This window comes from Synechococcus sp. RS9909, from assembly GCF_014279595.1.
GTDB lineage: Bacteria > Cyanobacteriota > Cyanobacteriia > PCC-6307 > Cyanobiaceae > Synechococcus_C.
The window spans coordinates 195205-217153 of the sequence record NZ_CP047943.1; the positions used below are offsets into that span (position 1 = coordinate 195205).

Below are 21949 nucleotides of genomic sequence, written 5' to 3' on the forward strand. Positions count from 1 at the left end.
AATGCCCACTCCGGCTGCCATCAGCCTTCCGGGCATTCCAGCGTCGTTGCTGCAGGTCCTGCAGGCGGAGGCGCAGCGGCAGGGGCTGGGCGTGCTGGCGTTGGTAGGGGGCGCGGTGCGGGATGCCCTGCTCCATCACGAGCATCGCGATCCCTGGCGTGGCCTGCCCGATCTCGATCTGGTGGTGGAGGGATCCAGTGAGCGTCTGGCCCATGGCTTGCGGCAGCAGCTGGGGCCAGAGCGGGTGAGCGAGCTGCGGGTGCATGGACGCTTCGGCACGGTGGAGATGGTGGTGGATGGCGTGCTGCTCGACCTGGCGCAGGCGCGGCAGGAGCGCTATCCGGCGCCAGGTGAGAACCCCGTGGTGGAGCCCGGGCCACTGCCGCAGGATCTGGCGCGCCGGGATTTCAGCGTCAATGCGATGGCGCTGCTGCTCAGCGACGGGTCCCTGCTCGATCCCCATGGCGGCCGCCAGCATTTGGCGCAGCGCCAGTTGGCCTTTCTGCACCCCAGCAGCGTGGCCGACGACCCCACCCGGGTGATCCGGGCGGCCCGCTACGCCGCCCGCCTCGGCTTCAGCCTCGCCCCGCAGGCGCTTGATCAGCTGCAACGCACCCTTCAGGCCTGGCCCTGGCGCTGGCGCCTTGGCGACGATCCTGCCAGCGCCCCACCGGCGCTCGCCACCCGCTTGCGCATGGAGCTCGAGCTGCTGTTGGAGCGGGAGGCCTGGGCGGCGGCCCTCAGCCAGCTGCAGGCCTGGGGCGCCCTGGTGCTGCTGGATCCGGCGCTGCAGCAGCACCCCCGGGCGCTGCAGCGGCGCCTGCGTTGGGCTGCGCGCTTGCAGCTCCCTCTGCTTTGCGCCCTCGTGGCCGCCGCCGACGCACCGCTGGAATTGGCCGCGCGTCTCCAGTTGCCGCAGCAGCAGCAACGCTGGCTTGAGGAGCTTGGCGCCTTTCAGGCTTGGCTCATGGAGCAGGTGCTGCCTGAGGCCTGGCAGGGCTGGAGCCCTGCCCGTTGGTGTGAGGCCCTGGAGGCACGGCCCTGGCCTTCTGAGGTCGTGGCGCTGGCGGTGAGCCAGCAAGGGCCGTGTTGGCGGCCCCTGCTGCGCTGGTGGGGCCGCTGGCGTCACGTGACGCCACCTCGCTCGGCCCGGGAGCTGATGGCCACCGGGCTGCAGCCCGGGCCTGCATTGGGGGAGGCGTTGCGCCGGTTGCGCCTGCAGCGGCTGGAGGCGATGCGATGACGCGGCAACCGCTGATCCTGCTGGTGTGTGCCGCCTTTGCCCTGCGCGCCCTGAGCCTGATCGAGGCCACCGGGCTCTGGAGCGATGAGCTCTACACGGTGGGCAAGAGCTTTCAGCCGAGCCTGGCGGCGATGTTGGCGATGCTCCGGCAGGACACCCACCCGCCGCTGTATTACGGCCTGCTCTGGGGCTGGGGGCAGCTGCTGCCTCCATCGGGCCTGACGCTGCGCCTGTTCTCCTGGCTGGCCTATCTGGCCGGCGGGGTGTTGATCACGGCCCAGTCGCGGGCGCTGGCACGGGATCAGGCGGTTGGTGGGGCCCGGCCAAGCGTTGCGATGGCCTTGGCCGCCCTGTTGGCGTTCTGTTCGCCCTATCCGGTGCGCTTCGCGATCGAGGGCAAGGGCTATGCCCTGCTGGTGCTGTTGGTGGCCCTGGCCTGGTGGTGGCGTCGGGCCGGTCGCCCTGGCTTGTATGGCCTGGCGGTGGCGCTGGCCGCCTGCACCCACTACTACGGCCTCTTTCTCTTCGCGGCCGCGGCCGTCTGGGATGGCTGGCAGCGGCGCTGGCGCCTGGCTTGGGCCGCGGCGCTGGCGTTGTTGCCAGCGCTGGGGTGGATCGCATTGGCGTCGGCCTATCTGATGCGCAGTGGCACGGGGGCCTGGATCGGGCGCCCTGATTTCGCCCTGTTGGAAGACACCCTGGCGCGGGGGCTGGGGCTCTGGCCCCTGCCGAAACTGGCTCTGCTTGGGCTGGCGTTCTGGGCGATCCGGCGCTGGGGGGTGGCCCATGACGGGGCCGGCCAGCGCTGGCAACAGCCGGCTCTGGCGGATCGCAGCGGCCTGATGCCGTCGCTGTGGATGGTGCTGGCGGTGGTGTTGGTGTCGTTCTGGAAGCCGCTGGCCTTCAGCCGTTACTTCGTGGTACTGATCCCGGCCCTGATCCCCTGGCTGGCGGTGCAGGTGGCGGCCTGGCGCCTGAACCGGCGCGGCGCCGTGGTCGGCGCGGCGGCGTTGGTAGGGCTGCTGCTGAGCTGGTGGTGGCACAGCTTTCAGGAGCTCGATCCCGCGGTGAATGGCCATGGCACCCGGGAGAGCGATGACTTTCAGCTGCTCAGCCAGCGCCTGGGGGATGCGCCGGATCGCTTCTCCCGCCGTGAGCGCCTGCTCAATCTCAGCGACCGGATCGAGGTGGCGGCGGGGCGGATGCCAGCGCCAAGCCAGCCCTGGCGGGATGCGGCCAGCCTCAATGTCCTCCTGGAGCGAGACAACAGACCAAGGGAGCTCTGGCTGGCCGACAGCGGCAACCGTGCCGGTGTGGCCCCACGCCTCAAACCCTTGAAGCGCCGCGCTGAAGCGGCGGGATACCACTGCGAGCGGCTGGAGCTGGCCAGTCCCTATGCCCAGGCCCTGCGCTGCACACTGGATCCAGGCTCTGCCCAGCCATGACGCAACCACGCCTGCCCCGGGTGGCGTACATCACAAGCCGCGGCCACAGCGGCTCCACCCTGTTGTCGCTGCTGCTCAGCGGTCACAGTCGGGTGGTGAGCGCCGGTGAACTGAAGATGCTGGTGCAGCCCGACCCCCAGCGGCGCCTCTGCAGCTGCCATCGCCTGGTGGCCGATGCCTGCCCGTTCTGGAGTGCGGTGCAGGAGCGGGTGATTGCGGCGTTGGGAGTGCCCTTGGCCCAGTTGGCGCTCACCGATCAGGGCGATGCCGCCATGTTTGCGCGCCACAACGGGGCGCTGTACGCCGCGATTGCGGCGGAGAGCGGCTGCGAGGTGATCGTGGACTCGTCGAAGTCGTTGCCGCGTCTGCTGCGGCTCCTGGAGGTATGCCAGAGCGGCACGGAATCCGGTTTCGAGCTGCTGCCGATTCACCTGCATCGGGGGCCGTTCGGTTCGATGAACAGCGCCCGCAAGCGGGGGGAGGAACTGCGTCGCGCTGCCTTCAACTACACCAGGATGTTTTTTCTCACCCGGGACGGGTTGCGGCGCCAGCACGCCCTGCGGGTGTATTACGAACGCTTGGCAGCGGATCCGCGCGCCGAGATGGCCCGGGTGATGCGTTGGCTGGGCTTGCCCCTGGAGGAAGCGCAGTTTCAGTGGCGGGAGGGCGTGCGGCGCGATATTCACGGCAACGCCATGCGTTTTGGTAGCTCGGCGGAGATCCGGCTGGATCAGAGCTGGCGCCAGCAGCTGAGTTGGCGCCAGAAGCTGGGCGTACTGGCTTGGACCCTGCCGGTGCGGCTGCGTTCGCATTGGTTGTTTCAGCGCACGCGCCGCCTGATTGAACCGGGCCTGCGTCCTTTTGCCTGAGGGATGGTTGTTCCCTTGGTGAAAGCGGGCGATAGCCTCAGCCCATGAGCTTTCTGGCCGGCCTGAACGACGCCCAACGGCGGGCGGTGGATCACCACGAAGGGCCGCTGCTAGTGGTGGCGGGTGCGGGCAGCGGCAAGACCCGGGCCCTCACCCACAGGATTGCCCATCTGATCGGCGAGCACGGCGCTGATCCGGCCCAGATCCTGGCGGTGACCTTCACCAACAAGGCGGCCCGGGAGATGAAGGAGCGGCTGGAACTGCTGTTGGCGCAGCGGTTGGCCCAGAGCCAGTTCGGCCAGCCCTGGAGCACCCTGCCGCCGGTGGAGCAGCGGCAGCTGCGTTCCCGCATCTATCGGGAGGTGACCAAGGACCTGTGGATCGGCACCTTCCATGCTCTGTTCGCGCGGATGCTGCGCTTTGACATCGACAAGTTCAAGGATGCGGAAGGCCTGAGCTGGACCAAGCAGTTTTCGATCTACGACGAGACCGACGCCCAAAGTCTGGTGAAGGAGATCGTCACCCAGGAGCTGCAGCTGGATCCCAAGCGCTTTGATCCGAAGAAGACGCGCTGGGCGATCAGCAACGCCAAGAACCAGGGCTGGCTGCCGGATGACCTGGAGGCGAATGCGGAAGGGCAGCGGGGCAAGCTCACCGCCGATGTGTATCGCCGTTACCGCAAGGCCCTGGCGGCCAACAACGCTCTTGATTTCGACGATCTGCTGCTGCTGCCCGTGCAGTTGCTGCAGCAGAACGAGCAGGTGCGCGCCTACTGGCACCGCCGCTTCCGCCATGTGCTGGTGGATGAGTATCAAGACACCAACCGCACCCAATACGAGCTGATCAAGCTGCTGGTGACCGACGGCAAGGATCCGCAGGTGTACGACAACTGGAGCGGCCGCTCCGTGTTCGTGGTGGGCGACGCCGACCAGAGCATCTACAGCTTTCGCGCCGCCGATTTCACGATCCTGATGGGTTTTCAGGACGACTTCGGCGACAAGGCTCCCGACGACAGCACCCGCACGATGGTGAAGCTGGAGGAGAACTACCGCTCCACCGCCACGATCCTGGAGGCGGCCAATGCCCTGATCGCCCACAACAGCGAGCGGATCGACAAGGTGCTCAGGCCCACCCGCGGCGAGGGGGAGCTGATTTCGCTCACCCGCTGCGACGACGAGATCGCCGAAGCCGAAGCGGTGGTGCACCGGCTGCGCATGATGGAGGCGGCCAACCCGGAGCTGGGTTGGGGCGACATGGCGGTGCTCTACCGCACCAATGCCCAGTCGCGGGCGATCGAGGAATCGCTGGTGCGCTGGCGCATTCCCTACGTGGTGGTGGGTGGTCTGCGTTTCTACGACCGGCGCGAGATCAAGGATCTGCTCGCCTACCTCCGCCTGCTGGTGAATCCGGCCGACACCGTGAGCCTGCTGCGGGTGATCAATGTGCCGCGGCGCGGCATCGGCAAAACCACGATCCAGCGGCTCACCGATGCGGCCAATCAGCTCGGCATTCCGCTCTGGGATGTGGTGAGCGATCCGGAGGCGGTGCGTTCCCTCGGGGGCCGTTCCGCCAAGGGGTTGCTGCAGTTCTGCGAGCTGATCGGTGGCCTCAAGGAACGGATCCATGACGCCGCTCCGTCGGAGCTGATCCAGACGGTGATGGAGCAGAGCGGCTATGTGAGTGAGCTGATCGCCGACGCCACCGATGAGGCGGAGGAGCGGCGCCGCAACCTGCAGGAACTGGTGAATGCGGCGCTGCAATACCAGGAGGAGAACGACGAGGGCGATCTCGAGGGCTTCCTGGCCTCGGCGGCCCTCGCGAGTGACGCCGACAGCAAGGACACGGCCGCCGATCGCGTCACCCTGATGACCTTGCACAGCAGCAAGGGGCTGGAGTTTCCGGTGGTGTGTCTGGTGGGGTTGGAGCAGGGGCTGTTCCCCAGTTACCGCTCCCTCGATGATCCGGCCTCGCTGGAGGAGGAGCGGCGGCTCTGCTACGTGGGCATCACCCGCGCCAAGGAGCGCCTGTTTCTCTCTCACGCCAGTGAGCGCCGGCTCTGGGGCGGCATGCGCGAGGCGGCGGTGCCGAGTGTGTTCCTCTCCGAGCTGCCGGAGGCCCTGGTGCAGGGCGATGTGCCCCGCAGCGGTGGTGCGGCGCTGCGGCGGGAGCAACGGCTGGAGCGGCTCACCCGGGTGGATCGGGACGATGCGCGCCGGGCGGCCCCCGCCAATGCGGTGCGTCGGCGTCAGGCGGGCCCGGCACCGGGCAAGAGCTGGAGCGTGGGCGATCGGGTGCTGCACAGCAGCTTTGGCGAGGGGGAGATCACCCACACCTTCGGCAGCGGCGAGAAGGTGTCGATCGCGGTGAAATTCGCCGGCATGGGCCCGAAGATCCTCGATCCGCGCCTGGCGCCGATTCAGCCGCTGCGTGAGTAGGGGCAGTACTGTCAACGCCTTGCTGCATCGGCCGCATGGGTCCACGCCGGGAGCTGGTTTCGGTCTCCGCTGAAACCCATTGCTATGTGTCGGGCTACTGGTCGATCCGTGGCAATCAGAAGCGTTCCGGGGAGCACTACAACACTCTGCTGCCGCACAGCCTCGATCTGATTCGGGGGCAGTCACTGGTGTTCTTCACCAGTGGCGATGCGGTTTCGCAGTGGGTGAGTGATCTCTGCGCCGCCCGTTCGATTCAGCTGCAGTTGAAGGAACGACAGATCGAGCAGCTTCCGGCCTGGACCATGGCGGAGCAGCTGGTGGAGTGTTGCCGCCGCATGCAGCTGGATGCCTGGAGTCGCCCCGATCGTTTCGGCGGCGAGAAGGGCGTGATTCACTACTGGCGCGATCTCAAGGGTTCAGGAGCGGAGACGTTTCATCGCATGCATGCCATCTGGCTGAGTAAACCCGCCCTGGCTGCCGAATGTGCTCTGGAGGCCAGTGAGAATCGCGTGGTGTGGATTGATGCCACCGTGTCGCGGTTCAATCGCAGCCGCAGCAACTGGCGCTTCTGGTTGACAGCGAATTGCCCTGGAAGGCTCTCCCATTACGGCAGTCAGATGCGCCGGCTTGGACGCCAGCTTCCCCTCAATGCCTCTTACCTTTCGGCGCCGCGCACTCTCTGGCCTCAGGTGCGGGATCTCTTCACCACCGTTGCTGAAGCCGCTTATGCGATGCCCTACGGCAATGATGCGGAGACTTTGTTTTCGGAATGCCTGCAACGACATCCAGAGTGGTTTCACTGCATCGGCATGCCCTACTCCCGCTTGAAGGGCCGCTCGGCTTTGAAAGCACGTTTTCAGGACGGCTGGCGTGGTGTGTTGAATTTTCGATGATGCGTTCTTTGCTGCAGCGGCTGAAGGGCAAGACCGTCAAAACGTCGAAGACGACCTCCCAGCCTCGGGATGGCGATTTGAGCAACGGATTTGGTGCCAAGCGGCTGCTGCGTTCGCTGACGCCCTGCTCCGGAGGGGTGCAGCCGCTGGAGCGCTCTGAGGTGCTCGTGGATGTGCAGGTGCTCACCCGTTATTGCGCGATTGAGCGGCCTTACTGGACCTGCTTTTTGGAGCACTATCACGGTCTCGGCGTGCGCCGACTCCAGGTCTGCGTGCAGAGCGAAGCCGAGGCCGAGGAGCTGCTTGCCATGGGTGCGCCTGAAGCATTGGACCTCTGCGTGCACCGGTTGCCGGCGGATCGGGATCCGAGTGCTGCTTTGCACAGCCTTCCCTTTGCATCCCTCGCCGAGCAGGCGCCCTTCACCCTGATGGTCGACTGCGATGAATACCTGCAACCGCTCCGGCCAGATCTGAGCGTGGTCCAACTGGCAGCGGTGTTTCCCCAGACAGCGCAGTGGTTTTTCCCCTGGTTGATGCGTCCCTGCCTGGAACCGGCTGATCAGCAGCTGGGGGGCTTCTGGGGGCACGTGGGCAAACCGTTGATTCGCTCCGAACGGATGGCTGGGGTGGCTCACGACCATGCCTTTCGCCTGCATCCCTCATCTCAGGATTCCGTCCCTGGTCCTGCTTCGGCGCCGGCGGGGATTTTCGGCTTTGCACTGGTGCATTACTGGTCGCGTAGTTTTCGTGACGCTCTGCTGAAAACCTTCAACAATCGCTTCCGCGATGCCAAGAGTGCGGATCTTGATCAGGCGTTAACGCTCATCCACGCAGGCGATTTACCTGTTCGCCTTCGGCTGCTGGCCTATCTCTGGGTGCAGAACGGCTACCTTCAGGCCCCGAATCATCCGCTTGAGACGCTCGATCTTGAGCTCGAGCAACACATGCTGCGTCGTTGTCTGTCTGAGGCTGAAGAGGAGATTTGTCGCGACAGTTTTGACCGTTACTGCGAGCAATTACGTGCTGAGAGCCACACCTTGCCGCTCTATCCGGCGATTCCGCTGCATGCCCTGGCGGAGCGGTTGCCCCTGCCTCACACCAGACGCGCGTAGGGCCAGAGCTGCTCGACCTGATCGCCGAAGCGCTCTCGGCAGGCGGTGTAGGTGGGGGCGTAATGATGCGCGATGGCTCTCAACAAGTTGGTGTCGCGGAACTGGGGGCCTGGCGCGGCATTGATTTTTTTCGTGAGCTCGGGCGGCGGCAGTTTGAGATTGAGGAACCGGGCGAGCCTGGTGTGACTGTGCTGCTGGAAGAGGCGCTCGTGGAACTCCACCAGCACATCGTTGGCAGGGAACGCGGCCTCGATCGCCGCCAATGTGTGTTCGTAGCGACTATGGCGCTCACAGCGCGCCGACCGATAGTGCACGGCCAAAGCCCGATCCGGATCAGCGATCCGGCTGAGTTCCGGCACATGCCCCTCGCGCCGAATCAAACGCAGCTGCGACTGAATCCGATCGACTGGATCGCGCAACAAAAAAATCAGCTTCACCGTGAAACCACGGCGGCGCAGCTGACGGCGGATGTGGCGCAGCCTGTCGGCATGGAGTTGGGCGTAGTAAGGCGAGATATCGCCGGTGGCGTGAATGGTGGGGTTGTCCGCCACTAAGTGATCGAAATAGTCGAGATAGTGGTGATGGCGCACCCGCATGAGGAGTTGTTTCTGCTCGGTGGGCAGAGCCAGAAACTCCTCATGGCTGAAGCGGCGCGCCGAGCCGAAGCTGGCGTTCAGTTGTTCCTGGCGACGGCGATGGCGACGCCATTGGCCGCGCAGGCTGGCTTTGGGATTGACGAGGGCGTTGTATTCCTTCGTGAAGCCCATGTCGACGGCATCGCAGCGGTTCAGCTGCTGGTGCAGCCAGGTGGTGCCGGCTCTCTGGGCCCCCAGTCCGAGAATGAACAGCTTTTCGGTCACAACACCGATCCGATCGGCCGCCAACCTGGATTGGTGTGCCGGATCCGGTCGTTGAAGCTGCGGGTGCAGGCGATCAGCAGTGGGCCGCAGGTCTGGGGATCCACCAACAGTTCCAGCAGGGCCTGGTGAGCGCTGCTGCCTGCCGTCATCGCCCCCAGCTGGAGCGTGACGGCGGCTGGTTGATCGCCGTCCGGCTCGAGCGCTCGCCAGGCCAGGCGGTTGGCGGGGGCGAGGCTGCTGGCGATCCCGTCAGTGAGCAGGCCAAGGGCACCGGGGAGGGCCGGGATCGTTTCGGCGTGGAGCTGGAGGCGGCGTGAGCGATCCGGCGGCAGCATTTCCAAGAGGTGACCCAGAAGTCCGAAGCCGGTGATGTCGGTGGCGGCATGGATGGCGCCGGGATCATGGCGTTGCAGGCCTTGGAGTGCCTCCACCAGCTCGTGTTGGCTTTGGTTCATCTGCTGCTGTGCCCGCTCCAGGTCGGCGGCTGTGGCGACACCGGCCATGGCGGCAGCAAAGAGCACGCCGGTGCCGAGCGGACGGCTCAACCAGAGTTGATCGCCGGCCTGCAGGCCGCGCTTGGGCCAGAAGCGCTCGGGTGTAATGGCACCCTGCACGCTGAGGCTGATCTGCAACCCCAAGCTGATTGGGCTCGGAGTGGCTTCTGGGCCACTGTTGCGTGCTTCCAGGGTGTGGCCGCCGATCAGCTCGGCGCCCTGTTCGCTGAGGGCGTCGCGGATGCCAGCGAGGCTCTGGCCGAGCAGATGCTGTTGCAGGCCCTCAGCCACGGCCGGCAGGGTCACCACCGCCTGGGCCGAGCGGGGCAGGGCTCCGCAGGCCCAGAGGTCGGAGCAGGCATGGAGAGCGGTGAGGCGGCCATTGCGCCAGGGATCGCTGAGCAGGGCGGGAAAGCCATCCACGCTCTGCAACAGCAGCTGGCCTTGATCGTCATGGCCCAGGGACTGGGCATCCTCCGGCAGGCGGCCAAGGCGATCGAGGCCGGCGTTGGTCAGTGCCCGTTGCAGGGGCTGGGCTGGCAGCTTGGCGGCGCAACCGCGGCAGAGCATGGCGGCTTGCTCCGCACCCTCTGCAGCACCGGTCATGGCTGAGTGCGGCTGCAGGCGCGCCATGAAGCGCCGGTCGATCCGTTGTTTCCAGCGCCAGAGCCAGCGCTGCGGGCCGAACCAGAGCGGCCCCCAGAGGGCCCAGGCCTGGGGGCGATTCCCCAGCAGTTGCAGGGCGCGGCGCTGGGGGTACCAGGGGGGTGGTGTCCGGCCAGCCGCCAGCGATTCCAGGGACCGGGCCAAAGGCCGGGCAGCGCGCACGGCCCAGACGCCCGAGGGCGGCCGGGGCGCCGCGTCGATCACGGCGCAATCACCTGCGGCGAGGATCTCGGGATGGCCGAGCACCTGCAGGCTGGTGTTGGTGCGCAGGCGCCCTCGGCCATCGCAGGGCAGGCCGCTGGCGGCGAGCCAGGCGGGAGCACGGCTGCCGCTGCAGTTCAAGACGGGGCCGCGACCTGCTGGCTCGGCAGCCAGCAGCTGGATTCGGGCGTTCTTCAAGGCGGTGCGTAGGGAGGCCGGCAGGTGATCGAGGTTGCGGGCTTGCAGTTGCAGGCGGCGTTGGGGCCAGCGCTGGCGCAGGGCGAGCACCACCTCCAGTGCCGCCAGACCACTGCCCACCACCGTGAAGGGTGATGCCGGAGTCTCGCGATCACCAGCAGCCCCGTCCTCAGCATCCTGGCTGTCCAGCCAGGCCAGGGCCGGCTCCAGGGGCTTGATCGCCTGGCTGCCTTCCAGTGCCGGGGTAATGCAGCCGAGGTTGCAGCTGAGGCGCTCGTAGTGAAGGGCGGGGCGGTCCTGCAGCCGCAGCTGCTGGCTGTGGGGATCGATCCCGGTGATCTCCGCCTGCACGAAGGCGACGCCGGCTCGATCGGCCAGGGCGGCGAGATCGAGGCTCACGTCGCCTGGCTGGTAATCGCCGGCAATCAGGCCCGGGATCATGCCGGAATAGAGGCTGGTGCGGCTGCGGCTCACGAGGGTGATCAACCCCGGCGGCCGGCGTTGCGGTTGCATCGCCCAGCGGCGCAGCAGCAGGGCGTGGCTGTGGCCACCGCCGGCGAGCAGCAGATGTTCAGAAGCCGACGCTGGCACGAAAGACCCAGGTGAGTGCATCCCAATCCTGAACCTCGTTCTTTTCGGCGAAATTCACACCCCAGGTGAGACGAAAGGGAATGCCGCCGGTGAGATTGATTGAGGCGGCTGCCTGAGCAGTGCCGCTGCGGTATTCCACAAACATCCCCCACCACTCGTTCACCACGAGGCTGAGGGTGCCGATCGGACTCCAGCAGAGATCGTTGTCGACCGCGAACGACCCCGTGCGGTCTTCCACGCCATCAATACAGGCAAAGCGCAGCGGGTTTTCCCAGCTGTTGACACTCTGGTTGGCAAAACGTCCCGTGCCGAAACCACCATTGGCAATCAACAGGGGGTAATCCTTGCCGCCGCTGCCGAGCCACCAGCCCTTGGAGGCCATCAAATACAGGTTGCGGCCGGTGTCGGTGTTGTCATCCCACTGGATCACCTGTTCACCACCGAAGGCGATGCCGCCAGTGTCGCCGATGGCTGTGGCGATGCGGAAGCCACTGGCCACACCTTCACCCACCTGGGTGGTGCCACCGGCGGCGTTGTCTCCCTGGTAGACGCTGCGGAAGGAGGTGTTGAGGCCAACGCTCCAGCTGCCCGCCTGCAGCACATTCACGTTGAGAATGGCGGTGGCATCGCCGTTGTTCCAGGCGAAGAAGGATTCATCCTTGGCGCGACGACTGTTGCCCAGCACAGCCACATCACCGAACCAACGCTGGCTCCAGCGGAAGCCATTGGGAACGAACCAGCCAATGTCAGGACCCACCAGCCCGTCTGAGAAGGCAATGGAGCGATCCAGCGCCTGCAGCTTCGGCGGCGGCGGCAGTTCGGGCACGCGGCTGGGTTGGTCCTGCTCGATCGCCAGCGCCTCGGGCGGCGGTGCTTCCTTCTCTTCCACCACCACGGTGGTGGAGTCTTCAGCGGTGATGGTTTCAGTGCTTCCGTCGCCCTCAGTCACTTGGATCTGGACCTCTGTTCTCTCTTCAACCTCGGCGATCGCATCGGTGCTGGGCACCGGTTCCCACACCACCTCAGTGGTGATGGTGGTGGGTTCGCCGGCGAGGGTTTCGCTGTCGCTGCTGGGCACCGGCTCCCAGACCACCGCTTGGGGCATGGCTGGCGCCGCGGGTTGGGGCCCGCTCCCGCGAGCGTCGCGGTTGGGCTCTTCCACCGGCTCCCAGACGATCGGCGAAGCGTTCTCCTGGCTGCCGTCAGGGGCTTTCGCTGGCCCGCCACCATCCACGGCCGGCACCAGGATCTGTGACTCCTCCGCCTGCTTGGGGGTCACCGGTTCCCACACCACCTGAGCGCGCAGGGGGGCACTTGCAACAGCTCCCGCTCCCGCCCCCAGCAGGGCCCCGGCCCCCACCAGAGCGAGCCAGCGCTGGCGGCGCCCTGCGCGGCGCCTCACCAACCGCACCCCACCTGTCGCCATCAAGTCGCCCCCCGGTAGCCCTGGGGGTTGGCCGATTGCCAGGCCCAGCCATCGCGGCACATGTCGGCGAGGGAGCGCTGCGCTTTCCAGCCGAGCACGGCTTCCGCCTGCTTGGGGCAGGCTTCCAGTTTGGGCACATCACCGGGGCGGCGTCCTACCACTTCGTAGGGGATGGTGATGCCTGTGGCGGTTTCAAAGCCATGCACCACATCCAGCACACTGAGCCCTTGCCCCGTGCCCAGGTTGAGGGTGAGGGAGGTGGGGGCATTGGCCTGAAGCAGGTGCTCAACAGCAGCGCTATGGGCCTCCGCCAGATCCATCACGTGCAGGTAATCGCGGATGCCGGTGCCATCGGGGGTGGGGTAGTCGTTGCCGAACACCTTGAGTTGCTTCAGCCGTCCAGCGGCGATCTGCGTGATGAAGGGGAAGAGATTGTTGGGGATCCCCAGCGGGTCTTCGCCGATGCGTCCCGAGGGGTGGGCGCCCACGGGATTGAAATAACGCAGGGCAGCAACCCGCCAGGGGCCTGAAACAGACAGTGCGTGTAGCATCTGCTCCACGGCCAGCTTGGTTTGGGCGTAAGGGTGAATGGGGTTGGTGGGGGTGGTTTCGGTGAGAGGGAAAACCTCTGGCTCGCCGTACACCGTGCTCGTGCTGCTGAACACCAGCACCCGGCAGCCATGGGCGTCCATGGCGCTCAACAGGGCGCGGGAGCCGCCCACGTTCACGTCCCAGTAGCGCAGGGGTTGGGCGACGGATTCACCGACGGCCTTGAGACCGGCGAAGTGGATCACCGCCTCGATCGGGGAGCCGGCGGCCGCGGCGCCGGAGAACATCCGCTCGAGCAGGGCCGCATCGCGCAGATCGCCGCGCACCAGCTCGAGCCGATCCGTCACGAGCGGCACACCCGCCAGCTCCTGAACGCGCTCCAGGGCGATGGGGGAGCTGTTGGAGAAATCGTCGAGCACCACCAGGTCGTGGCCAGCCTCGAGCAACACCAGGCAGGTGTGGCTGCCAATGAAGCCGGCACCACCGGTGATGAGCAAACGGGCCATGGCGGAGCTCAGGCCTCGCCTTCGGCGTTGAACCCGGATGCGAGCCCTGTGTCGAGCAACACCCAGCCGGCCACCGGGCTGCCCTGGAGGGCGAGCTGCTCGCGCAGCTGACGCAGCTGCTCCCGCTTGGCGGCGCCGGGGGCGGTGAGCAGCAGCTGGGTGCTGCAGGCGCGGGTGGCGAGCAGATCGCGGCTCACCACCAGCTCGCGGCTGCTGCCGAGGGCGCGGCGCAGCTCAGCGCTGAAGGCCTCCAGGGCGGCGGGATCGAGGTTGCCCACGGGGATCAGGGCCACCGCACCACGTTCTCCACCGCTGCCGAGCCCTGAAGCGGCGAGGGGTCCATCGGCGAGCAGCTGGATCGGGCCACTCCAGGCCTGCGGTGCGAGCTCGCCCTGGCAGGGCAGGCGCTCGAGCAGGGGACCGGGCAGGTCGCGAGACAGTTCGTCGCTGCTGAAGACGCGGCCGCTGCGGCGGTCGCTCACCAGGGCACCACCGCTGCCCAGCACCAGACCGGCGAGCAGGCCGAGGGCGAGGGTGCGGCCCTTGCGGGGGCTCACGGGTTTGTCGAGCAGGGTGGGGGTGGAGATCAGCTCCCAGGGGCTGGTGGCGCGGGCCTGCTCCAGCTCGAACTGCTTGAGCTGGTTCTGCAGGGTCACCAGGGTGGCTTCATCGCGCAGGGCCTGTTGGGTGAGTTCGCGGTGGCGGCTCACCACATCCTTGGGGCGATCGAGGGCCTGGAGGTTGGCCTTGGCCAGATCGAGCTCCCCCTTGAGCAGGGCGATCGTCTGCTGATTGATGTAACGCACCAGGGTGTTGCGTTCGCGCTGGAGCTTCTGCACCAGGGGGTCGCTGTCTTTGAAACGGGAGCGCAGCTCGGCCAGGCGGGTTTCCACCGAGGTGAGCTGGTCGAAGGTCGACGACTTGTCGGTGAGAGACGCGAGCTGGGAGGCGAAGTAGAGCGAACCGGCACCGGCCTTGGTGGCTTCCTGGATCTGCACCTCGAGCGCCTTCACCTTCTGCTGGGCGGCGGTGCGGGCCGCCTCAACGCTGCCGCCGCTGCCTCCCACCGATGCGCCAGAGCCAACGCCATCTTTCGACACACCGGCACCGGCCACGTTGCCGGCGAGGGGCAGGCCGTCGAGCAGGCCGAGACCGTTGGCGTAGCCATAATCGAGGGCGGCGCGGCTGCTGGCCTCAGCCTGGGGCTTGATCTGGGCGATCTGGGCCTGGAGGTAGGCGATCACGTTGCTGAGCTCGCGGGAACGGCCGCGGTTGGAATAGCTCTGGTAGGCCTGGGAGATCATGCGCGTGATCGGCAGCACCAGCTGTTCGTTGGTGTCGCGGAATTCCACGTTGAGCACGGAGGTGCCCTTCTCCTCTTCGGCGGTGATCGCCGATTTGGCCCAGTCCTGGAAGCGCATTGCTTTTGCCACTTCAGGTGGTTTGCGCGCCTTGACGGCATCAAACACGGGCAGCAGCACCGAGGGGCTGTTGAGGATCTGCACCTCGGTGGCGATCGAATCGTTGCCGCCGGCACCACCAAGGCCGGCGATGGCTGCCAGTGCAGGGTTCTGGGACAGCAGGGATGCTGCCCCACCAGCCTTCTCTCCGGACAGCACGATCTGGAACTCGCCCTGATACACCGGCTTTGTGCGAGCGAGTTGAATCCCTGCGATCAAGAGGCCGAGAGCACCTCCTCCCACAATCCAGGTCCAGCGGCGCCCCAGGGCACCGGCCACCTGGCGCAAGTCAATCTCATCATCGGCGCCGGGCTGGGCGAGCAGGGGCTGTTCAGCGGGGGCGGTGGTTGTCATTCCTTGAAGAGGCTGTACACCGAATAGATCCCCACGGCCGGGCCGGTGAGCTCATTGAGCACGGTGACGGTGGCGGAGAGGGGCGAGTCGTTGACGCGCACCACATCGCCGGCCATCAGGATCGGGTTCTTGAAGGAGCCGGCGGGGGAGGGCCCGCCCACGAAGAATTTGCGCTTGTCGGTGCTGCCGTCGCGGTTGAAGCGGATGAACTCCACCTGGCCGCGCAGCAGCTTTTGGCCGCCGGCGGCGGCGAGGGCCTGATCGAGCGAGGCGCCCTGGGGCAGCACCTTGGAGCCGGGGTCACGCACGCGCCCGGTGACGAACACCTGCACGAAATCGGGGCTGAGGTTGGTCTGGCCGGCCTTGATGATCTGCTCGCGCAGCTCCACCGGCGAACGGGCCACCACCACGGTGTCGCCATCGAAGAGGCGGATGTTCTGGGTTTCGTTGCCGTCGGTGATCAGCTCGAGGAAATTGAGCTGGGTGCGCATCTTGCCGCCGCCGCTGCTGAGGGGGCGCTTGCGGGTGACGGACACCTCGCTCAGCTTGGAGAAGGGGGTGACGCCACCGGCGGTGCGCAGGGCATCGAAAACGGTGGGAAGGCGCAGGCCACGGTTGATCTCCACTCCCTCGATCCGGGGCCCCACCTGGGCGGCAGGGTTGACTGTGCCTGTGCCTGTGCCTGTGCCGATTTGGCCGGTGGCCAGGTTGATCGAGCCGGATTGAGCGACAGAACCGGCCTGTTCAGCTCCCACCACCCCCTGCTGGCCGGAGAGGTAGTAATAACCCGGGCGTTGCACCTCACCGCCGATGTAAACGCGGATCGGCCGGTAGGCGGCCGGGCTCACGAACACCTGGGGATCGCGTACGTAGGCGCTGAACTGCTGGGTGAGGAAGTAGCGCAGCTCCTCCACCGTGAGCCCTTCCACGTAAAGGGAGCGCAGGCGGGGGAGATAAAGGGTGCCGTCGGGGCCGATCGAGAACACGCCGGAGTATTCGGGCACATCGAGCAGCTCCACCACCACCGCATCACCGGGGCCGAGGATGTAGGCGTCCTGGATCGGGGCGGTGGGGATCGGCCGCGGCGCTGGGGCCTGGCCTGGGGCGCTGATCGTGATCGTTTCGCTCACCGATTCGCGCAGCTGCAGGGTCTCTTGCAACTGCTGCTGCGCCATGGCCGCCGGCAGTCCGAAACTGCTGGCCAGCACAGCGGTTCCCAGCCAACCGACCGTACGACGTCGTTGATGGATCAACGTATTCATGCAGGAGAACGTACGCGACACCCCGGTGCCGGGTGCAGCGCTGGGGTCGGGTGCACAGCCGTCTGCGCCTGCTGAGCTGCCCTGCTGCGATGCCCTGCTTTGGATTGGTGCCGAAGCCGTGGCACACTCGCCCCACGACGTCGTGGCCGAGACAGTTGAGCCCTGCTCCTGTCCGCTGCGACCGCAGGCAGAGGTGATGTGCCTGCACGATGACCTGAACGTTGTGTATGGCATCAAACAGCGCGCCTCCTCGTTCAATACCAGCCGGATCCGGCGTCCACCGCCAACAGCGATGCGCTGGGCACGCTGCGGATCCTGGTGCAGGAGATCCCGCAGAAGGAGAGCTACGGGATGCTTGCCTGCAACGGGGTGCTGTTCAACCACGAGAGCCCGCGGCGGGGTGAAACGTTTGTGACGCGCAAGATCACGCGGGGCCTGGCGCGGGTGGATGCCGGACTCGACGACTGCCTCTACATGGGCAATCTCGACTCACTGCGCGACTGGGGCCACGCCCGCGACAGGAGCTCTGCTGGGCTTCACCAGGAGTGCCCGGCCTTCTGTGCGGTCTGTACAGAACTGGAAAACAGTCGGTGGACTGACTTGGCCCGTCTCTGCCTCGCACGCATGCAGGATGCAGTTAGAGTGCATGCAACGCCTGCATTCGCCTCATGGCCACCCTTCAAATCCGCGACTTGCCAGACCCGCTGCATCAACTCCTGCAGCTGCGGGCACGGCGCTCTCACCGCAGTTTGAGCCAGCAAGCCCTGATGGATTTGCAGGAGGCCAGTGGTGGCGATCCGCGTGAGCGGCGTCGGCAGGCTCTTGCCGATCTGGCCGCTTTGGCGGAAGAGCGTGGTGGAGCTGCATTTGAGCCATCTCCAGAAGCGCTGATCCGCCAGGACAGGGAGCGTTGAGGTGGCTTCGCTGAAATCACGCAGCCTCGTATTGGATGCTTCGGCGGTGGTGCGGATCATTGAGGGATCTCCTCAGGCAGTTGCCTTTCAGCAAGCGGTTGTCGACGCTGAATTGGTTCTGGCGCCTGAGCTGATGCTCACTGAAGTGTCCAATGCTCTCTGGCGGCTACAGAGAGCTGGTCAGCTGCAGGTCGAAGGCTTGCAGCAGTGCCTCAGCCGGGGTGCTGCGCTTGTGGATCACATCGAACCCGACCGTCACCTTCAGGTGGAAGCACTGGCACTGGCGTGTCATCTGGATCACCCGGTTTACGATTGCCTTTATCTGGCTTTGGCGCGCCGAGAAGCGGCCGTGCTGCTTACGGCTGATCAAAAACTCATGGCTCTTGCCACGCAGGTCTTGCCGTAGCCGCTCCCTATCTGTTGGCTCAGCCAGTGCCACGCTCCGTTTGAACAGCGATCGCGTGGACTTACCGCGTTTTTCAGAGCGCTCCAGACCTGATTCGCTCCCTGCTGCCGAATCGAGGCGATAGCGCCTCGATGGTGTGCTCTGGCCCGGTGGTGCTGCTGGAGGTGATGGTGATCACACCCCACCAACGGCACAAGCTGGGTCCCGCTCGGCTACCGTGACAGCTCCAGGTGTTTCTGGCCGAGGTGCACTGGATCAGCCTGGAAGCGCTGAGCCGGCAGCAGGATCTTGATCCACTGCTCAACCTGCTCACCCTGCCCGTGCGGCCCGAGGCCGAGCTGCCCGCGGGCAGTCAACAGACTGCTGGTGCAACGGTTTCCCCAGCTCACTGAGGCAGAAATCATGGAGATCGCCGGTATCCCTCGAGAAGAAATCCGTCACACCCGGCGGTACAGGACTGGCTAGCCGAAGGCCGGCAGGAGGGCCGCGAGGAAGGCCGCGAGCAAGGCCGCCAACAGGAAGCCGCCAGCGTCACTCTCCGCCAGCTGGCCCGCCGCTGCGGCCCCCTGAGCGAGGCCACCACCGCCCGCATCCAGTCCTTCCCCCTGGAGCAGCTCGAGGCCCTGGCTGAAGCCCTGCTCGATTTCCAGGGCGCCGACGACCTCACCGCCTGGCTGTCCACCAACAGCTGAATCGCTTCCAGCTGGTGCTCTAAGACTTGGGCGAATGCCCTGGTGATGCGCTATTCGGTGTCACTCCATCCGACTTGTCGAGTAGCCCAAGCCCGAGTGAACTTGGCCCAGGACTGGCTCGCCGAAGGCCACCATCGCCCGCATCCAGTCCCTTCCCCTGGAGCAGCTCGAGGCCCTGGCCGGCGCCCTGCTCGACTTCACAGGCCCCGACGACCTGCCAGCCCGTGGCGCTCTGTCCAGCTAGCGTCAATAGGGCACCGGCCAGCGGCGATGACCCTCACCACCAGCCCACATCCGGATCTCCTGCAGCTGAGATTCCCTACAGATCTGCGGCTCACCCCCGACCAGTTCGAACTGCTGTGCGCTGAAAACCGTGAGGCAGTGCTTGAGTTGGCCGCGGATGGCCATGTCATTACGATGACGCCAACAGGTGGCGAAACCGGAGCCCGCAACGGAGAGCTCTTCTTTCAGCTCAAGCTGTACGCCAACCGCACAGCGCAGTGGAAAGCCTTCGATAGCTCCACTGGTTTCCAACTGCCAGACGGTTCTGTTCTGAGCCCTGATGCGTCCTTGGTCTGTCTGGAGCGCTGGCAGGCTTTGCGTGCGGAAGAGCGTCGACGCTTTGCACCTCTCTGCCCCGACTTGGTGGTGGAACTGTCCAGCCCCAGCGACGAGGGGCCGCGGGGGGTGACTGCCTTGCGCCAGAAAATGGCTTCTTATCAGGCCAATGGCGCCCGGCTGGGTTGGCTGCTGCTGCCTGATCAGCAGGCCGTGGAGGTGTGGCCCGCCAGCGGCGCCTCGCAACGCCTGGAGCAGATTGACGTGCTGGAGGCCACGCCTGAGTTCCCCGGGCTGCAGTTGCAGCTGGCTGAGATCTGGGCGGGTTAAGTGGCGCGCTTGGCAGCAGTGCCTTAGTCGGGCCGCTGCGCTCGTGGATCACATCGAACCCGATCGTCACCTTCAGCTGGAAGCCCTGGCACTAGGCGGCCTGGCTGACGACCAGCGTCTGAACCCTCCAAGCTGCAGCTCCAGCGGCGCTCGCCAGAATGGCGGCGGTGTGAGGTGGCAGTGCTCTCCGACAAGCTCTTTTTCTGGCTGTTCCAGAACCAGCCCGATCGCATCGTCAGCCTGTGCGGTGAACTGCCGGTGGACGCCGAGGGCTACAGCTTCACGGCACCGGTTCTGAAAGAACGGGAATACCGGCTGGATGGTTTGTTTCGTCCGGCGGCGGATCGTCCAGACCTTCCGGCTCTGATCCTGGAGGCGCAGATGGCACCGGATCCGGGCTTTCTGCGGCGTCTGTACGCCGAATCAGCGCGTCTGCTCCAGCAAGAGCCAACCATCCACCACTGGCAGGTGGTGGTGATCACGCCCTCGCGGCTGCTGAATTTCGGTGCGCCACAGCCGGTAGCCGAATTTCTGGAACACCGGGTGCGCTGGGTGGAGCTTCAACGCGAACGCTGGCAGGAGCCGGTGCCGCTGCTGCAGCGTTTGCTGGCACTGCTGCTGGAGCCCGAGAGGGAGCTTCCTTCGAGCAGCGAAGAGTTGCGCCAGGCCGCCACGGGTTCAGCCCTGGAGAGTGATCTCGATGATGTGATCGCCGCTATCTTGATTACACGCTTTCCAAGTCGTTCCATCCCTGAGGTCTGTGCCATGGGCGGAATCACCGTTGAAGACTTCACCCACAGCCGGATCTACCAGGAGATCGCCGGCATCGGCCGCCAGGAAGGCCGCCAACAAGGCGAAGCTGCCGTCACCCTGCGCCAGCTCAGCCGCCGCTGCGGCCCCCTGAGCGAAGCCACCACCGCTCGCATCCAGTCCCTGCCGCTGGAGCAGCTGGAGACCCTGGCGGAAGCCCTGCTCGATTTCCAGGGCGCCGACGACCTCGCCGCCTGGTTGTCCTCCAACAGCTGAATCGCTTCCAGCTGGTGCCCTAAGAGTTTGCTGAAAAACCCCGTCGTCTCTGCGAAAATGGGCCAACTGCCCAGCTGAGATGCGAGGTCAGCGAGAGCGCAGCGGCTCCCTGTTTTCCTACGTGTCGATTGAGGAGAGGATTCCGGCCAGCCATCCGCTGCGGCGGATCCGGAAACTGGCCGATCAGGCTCTCGACCGGCTCAATCCAACCTTCTGCGCGCTGTATGCCGCAGAAGGCCGGCCCTCAGTGCCACCCGAGCAGCTGCTGCTGGCCTCGTTGCTGCAGGCGTTTTACGGCATTCGCTCGGAGCGGTTGTTGCTCGAGCAACTCAACTACAACCTCCTGTTTCGCTGGTTTGTGGGGCTGAGCCCTGATGATCCGATCTGGCACCCCACCACATTCACCAAAAACCGTGAGCGGCTGCTCAATGACCAGGTGATGGGGAAGTTCCTGGAGAAGCTGATGGGTGCACCAGAAGTCAAACCGCTGCTCAGCGATGAGCACTTCTCAGTGGATGGCACGCTGCTGCAGGCCTGGGCCTCCCATGCCTCGCTGGAGCGGATCGACGGTCAGGACGATCCCCCGCCGCCGCCATCAGGACCTGGCGAGGGCTTTGGTCAGCCCAAAGAGGGCAAGAAGCGTGCCAAGGTTGATTTCCGTGGCATCAAGCTCAGCAACCAGACCCACCGCTCCAGCACCGATCCCGAGGCCTTGCTGGCCCGGAAATCCAACGCTCACCCGGCCCAACCGAGCTATCGGGGCCATGTGCTGATGGACAACCGCCATGCCCTGATCGTGGATTGCAAAGTCACGCAGGCCACGGGCACCGGAGAACGGGATGCCGCCAAAGCGATGGCTGCAGATCGTCCCGGTGCCCACCAGAAAACTCTTGGCGCCGACAAGAATTACGACACCCGGGGCTTTGTCGCCGAGATGCGCCGCATCGGTGTGACGCCCCATGTGGCGCAGAACACAGCTCGCCCTGGTGGATCAGCGATCGATGGCCGCACTGCCCGCCACGAGGGCTACGCCAAGTCGATCCATGCCCGCCGCGGCATCGAGAAGGTGTTTGGCTGGATCAAGCAGTGGGGCGGACTGCGCCAATTCAAGCTGCGCGGCACTGAGAAAGTGAGCGCCGTGTTTGGCCTGCATGTGATCGCCTACAACCTGATTCGCATGGGCAACCTGCTCAAGGCGAAGCCTTCTCCGAGGGAGTGGCCGGCGATGGCAGCGGCATGACCATGAACAGATGGTTGCCCAGAGGTGTGTGCAGGTGCCAGCGATCAGGCAGCCCCAGCGGGGCCAAACGCCTGAAATCTTGTGTTCTGAGCCGCTGAATCGCTGAACTCCAGCCCGAACGGAGCGCGGTCAGCGTTCAGGAGGGAAAACGCGGCCAGCAAGGCAGTTTTTCTGCAAACTCTTAAGCCAGAATGTGATCGGATGCACGGGATGCCTTGG

General features: G+C 65.8%; 18 protein-coding genes and 3 pseudogenes. 15 read left to right on the top strand and 6 right to left on the bottom strand.

Features of this window, described 5'->3' with window-relative positions:
• Position 1 precedes the first annotated feature (1 nt).
• Genes SynRS9909_RS00995 through SynRS9909_RS01020 form a run of 6 tightly spaced genes read left to right on the top strand, consistent with a single transcriptional unit; the run spans position 2 to position 7997 of the window.
• On the top strand, positions 2-1243 hold the full coding sequence (locus SynRS9909_RS00995) for a CCA tRNA nucleotidyltransferase (RefSeq protein ID WP_038000950.1): 1242 nt from the start codon (positions 2-4) through the stop codon (positions 1241-1243).
• Positions 1240-2688, top strand: a complete 1449-nt coding sequence (locus tag SynRS9909_RS01000) for a hypothetical protein (protein ID WP_007100941.1) — start codon at positions 1240-1242, stop codon at positions 2686-2688. Before SynRS9909_RS00995 ends, SynRS9909_RS01000 begins: the two co-directional genes overlap by 4 nt.
• Positions 2685-3557, top strand: a complete 873-nt coding sequence (locus tag SynRS9909_RS01005; protein ID WP_186593773.1) for a sulfotransferase — start codon at positions 2685-2687, stop codon at positions 3555-3557. Before SynRS9909_RS01000 ends, SynRS9909_RS01005 begins: the two co-directional genes overlap by 4 nt.
• 44 nt (positions 3558-3601) lie before the next feature.
• Positions 3602-5992 (top strand): UvrD-helicase domain-containing protein, encoded by a 2391-nt coding sequence (locus tag SynRS9909_RS01010; RefSeq protein WP_007100939.1) that lies wholly within the window; start codon positions 3602-3604, stop codon positions 5990-5992.
• A gap of 35 nt (positions 5993-6027) precedes the next feature.
• Positions 6028-6885, top strand: a complete 858-nt coding sequence (locus SynRS9909_RS01015) for a hypothetical protein (RefSeq protein ID WP_007100938.1) — start codon at positions 6028-6030, stop codon at positions 6883-6885.
• The gene (locus SynRS9909_RS01020) at positions 6882-7997 is read left to right on the top strand and encodes a hypothetical protein (protein WP_038000948.1); all 1116 of its coding nucleotides are present in this window, start codon (positions 6882-6884) and stop codon (positions 7995-7997) included. The genes SynRS9909_RS01015 and SynRS9909_RS01020 overlap by 4 nt, the downstream gene beginning before the upstream one ends.
• Here the strand turns inward: SynRS9909_RS01020 and SynRS9909_RS01025 are convergent.
• The 6 genes from SynRS9909_RS01025 to SynRS9909_RS01050 are packed head-to-tail and all read right to left on the bottom strand — an operon-like array spanning position 7979 to position 16564.
• Positions 7979-8857 carry a sulfotransferase gene (locus tag SynRS9909_RS01025; protein WP_162858301.1) on the bottom strand — a complete coding sequence of 293 codons (879 nt, stop codon included), beginning with the start codon at positions 8855-8857 and terminating at the stop codon, positions 7979-7981. The genes SynRS9909_RS01020 and SynRS9909_RS01025 overlap by 19 nt on opposite strands.
• Positions 8854-11007, bottom strand: coding sequence for a selenide, water dikinase SelD (gene selD, locus SynRS9909_RS01030; protein ID WP_007100935.1), 2154 nt, complete (start codon positions 11005-11007; stop codon positions 8854-8856). The genes SynRS9909_RS01025 and selD overlap by 4 nt, the downstream gene beginning before the upstream one ends.
• Complete coding sequence (locus tag SynRS9909_RS01035) at positions 10988-12409, bottom strand: hypothetical protein (RefSeq protein WP_186593774.1); 1422 nt, start codon at positions 12407-12409, stop codon at positions 10988-10990. Before SynRS9909_RS01035 ends, selD begins: the two co-directional genes overlap by 20 nt.
• Positions 12410-12432: 23 nt before the next feature.
• Positions 12433-13488 (bottom strand): UDP-glucose 4-epimerase GalE, encoded by a 1056-nt coding sequence (gene galE, locus SynRS9909_RS01040; protein WP_007100933.1) that lies wholly within the window; start codon positions 13486-13488, stop codon positions 12433-12435.
• Positions 13489-13496: 8 nt separating this feature from the next.
• Complete coding sequence (locus SynRS9909_RS01045; RefSeq protein WP_186593775.1) at positions 13497-15302, bottom strand: Wzz/FepE/Etk N-terminal domain-containing protein; 1806 nt, start codon at positions 15300-15302, stop codon at positions 13497-13499.
• Complete coding sequence (locus SynRS9909_RS01050; protein ID WP_240307730.1) at positions 15299-16564, bottom strand: polysaccharide biosynthesis/export family protein; 1266 nt, start codon at positions 16562-16564, stop codon at positions 15299-15301. The genes SynRS9909_RS01045 and SynRS9909_RS01050 overlap by 4 nt, the downstream gene beginning before the upstream one ends.
• 270 nt (positions 16565-16834) lie before the next feature.
• Here SynRS9909_RS01050 and SynRS9909_RS01055 point away from each other — a divergent pair.
• From SynRS9909_RS01055 to SynRS9909_RS01095, 9 genes and pseudogenes are all read left to right on the top strand, one after another.
• Positions 16835-17083, top strand: a pseudogene (locus tag SynRS9909_RS01055) (GDP-mannose 4,6-dehydratase); the annotation flags it as partial.
• Between the two features lie 149 nt (positions 17084-17232).
• Complete coding sequence (locus SynRS9909_RS01060; protein ID WP_007100930.1) at positions 17233-17478, top strand: hypothetical protein; 246 nt, start codon at positions 17233-17235, stop codon at positions 17476-17478.
• Position 17479: 1 nt separating this feature from the next.
• On the top strand, positions 17480-17884 hold the full coding sequence (locus SynRS9909_RS01065) for a type II toxin-antitoxin system VapC family toxin (RefSeq protein WP_007100929.1): 405 nt from the start codon (positions 17480-17482) through the stop codon (positions 17882-17884).
• 230 nt (positions 17885-18114) lie between these two features.
• Positions 18115-18276 (top strand): hypothetical protein, encoded by a 162-nt coding sequence (locus SynRS9909_RS01070; protein WP_007100927.1) that lies wholly within the window; start codon positions 18115-18117, stop codon positions 18274-18276.
• Between the two features lie 120 nt (positions 18277-18396).
• Positions 18397-18576 (top strand): annotated as a pseudogene (locus SynRS9909_RS01075) (DUF4351 domain-containing protein); the annotation flags it as partial.
• Between the two features lie 130 nt (positions 18577-18706).
• A pseudogene (locus tag SynRS9909_RS14140) lies at positions 18707-18820 on the top strand (DUF4351 domain-containing protein); the annotation flags it as partial.
• Positions 18821-18846: 26 nt separating this feature from the next.
• A complete protein-coding gene (locus SynRS9909_RS01085) occupies positions 18847-19464 on the top strand; it encodes a Uma2 family endonuclease (RefSeq protein WP_007100926.1) in 618 nt (205 codons plus the stop codon).
• A 174-nt stretch (positions 19465-19638) separates the two neighbouring features.
• Positions 19639-20490 (top strand): DUF2887 domain-containing protein, encoded by an 852-nt coding sequence (locus SynRS9909_RS01090; RefSeq protein WP_007100925.1) that lies wholly within the window; start codon positions 19639-19641, stop codon positions 20488-20490.
• 79 nt (positions 20491-20569) lie between these two features.
• The gene (locus SynRS9909_RS01095) at positions 20570-21730 is read left to right on the top strand and encodes an IS5-like element ISSysp5 family transposase (protein WP_007100924.1); all 1161 of its coding nucleotides are present in this window, start codon (positions 20570-20572) and stop codon (positions 21728-21730) included.
• The last annotated feature ends 219 nt before the right edge of the window (positions 21731-21949 follow it).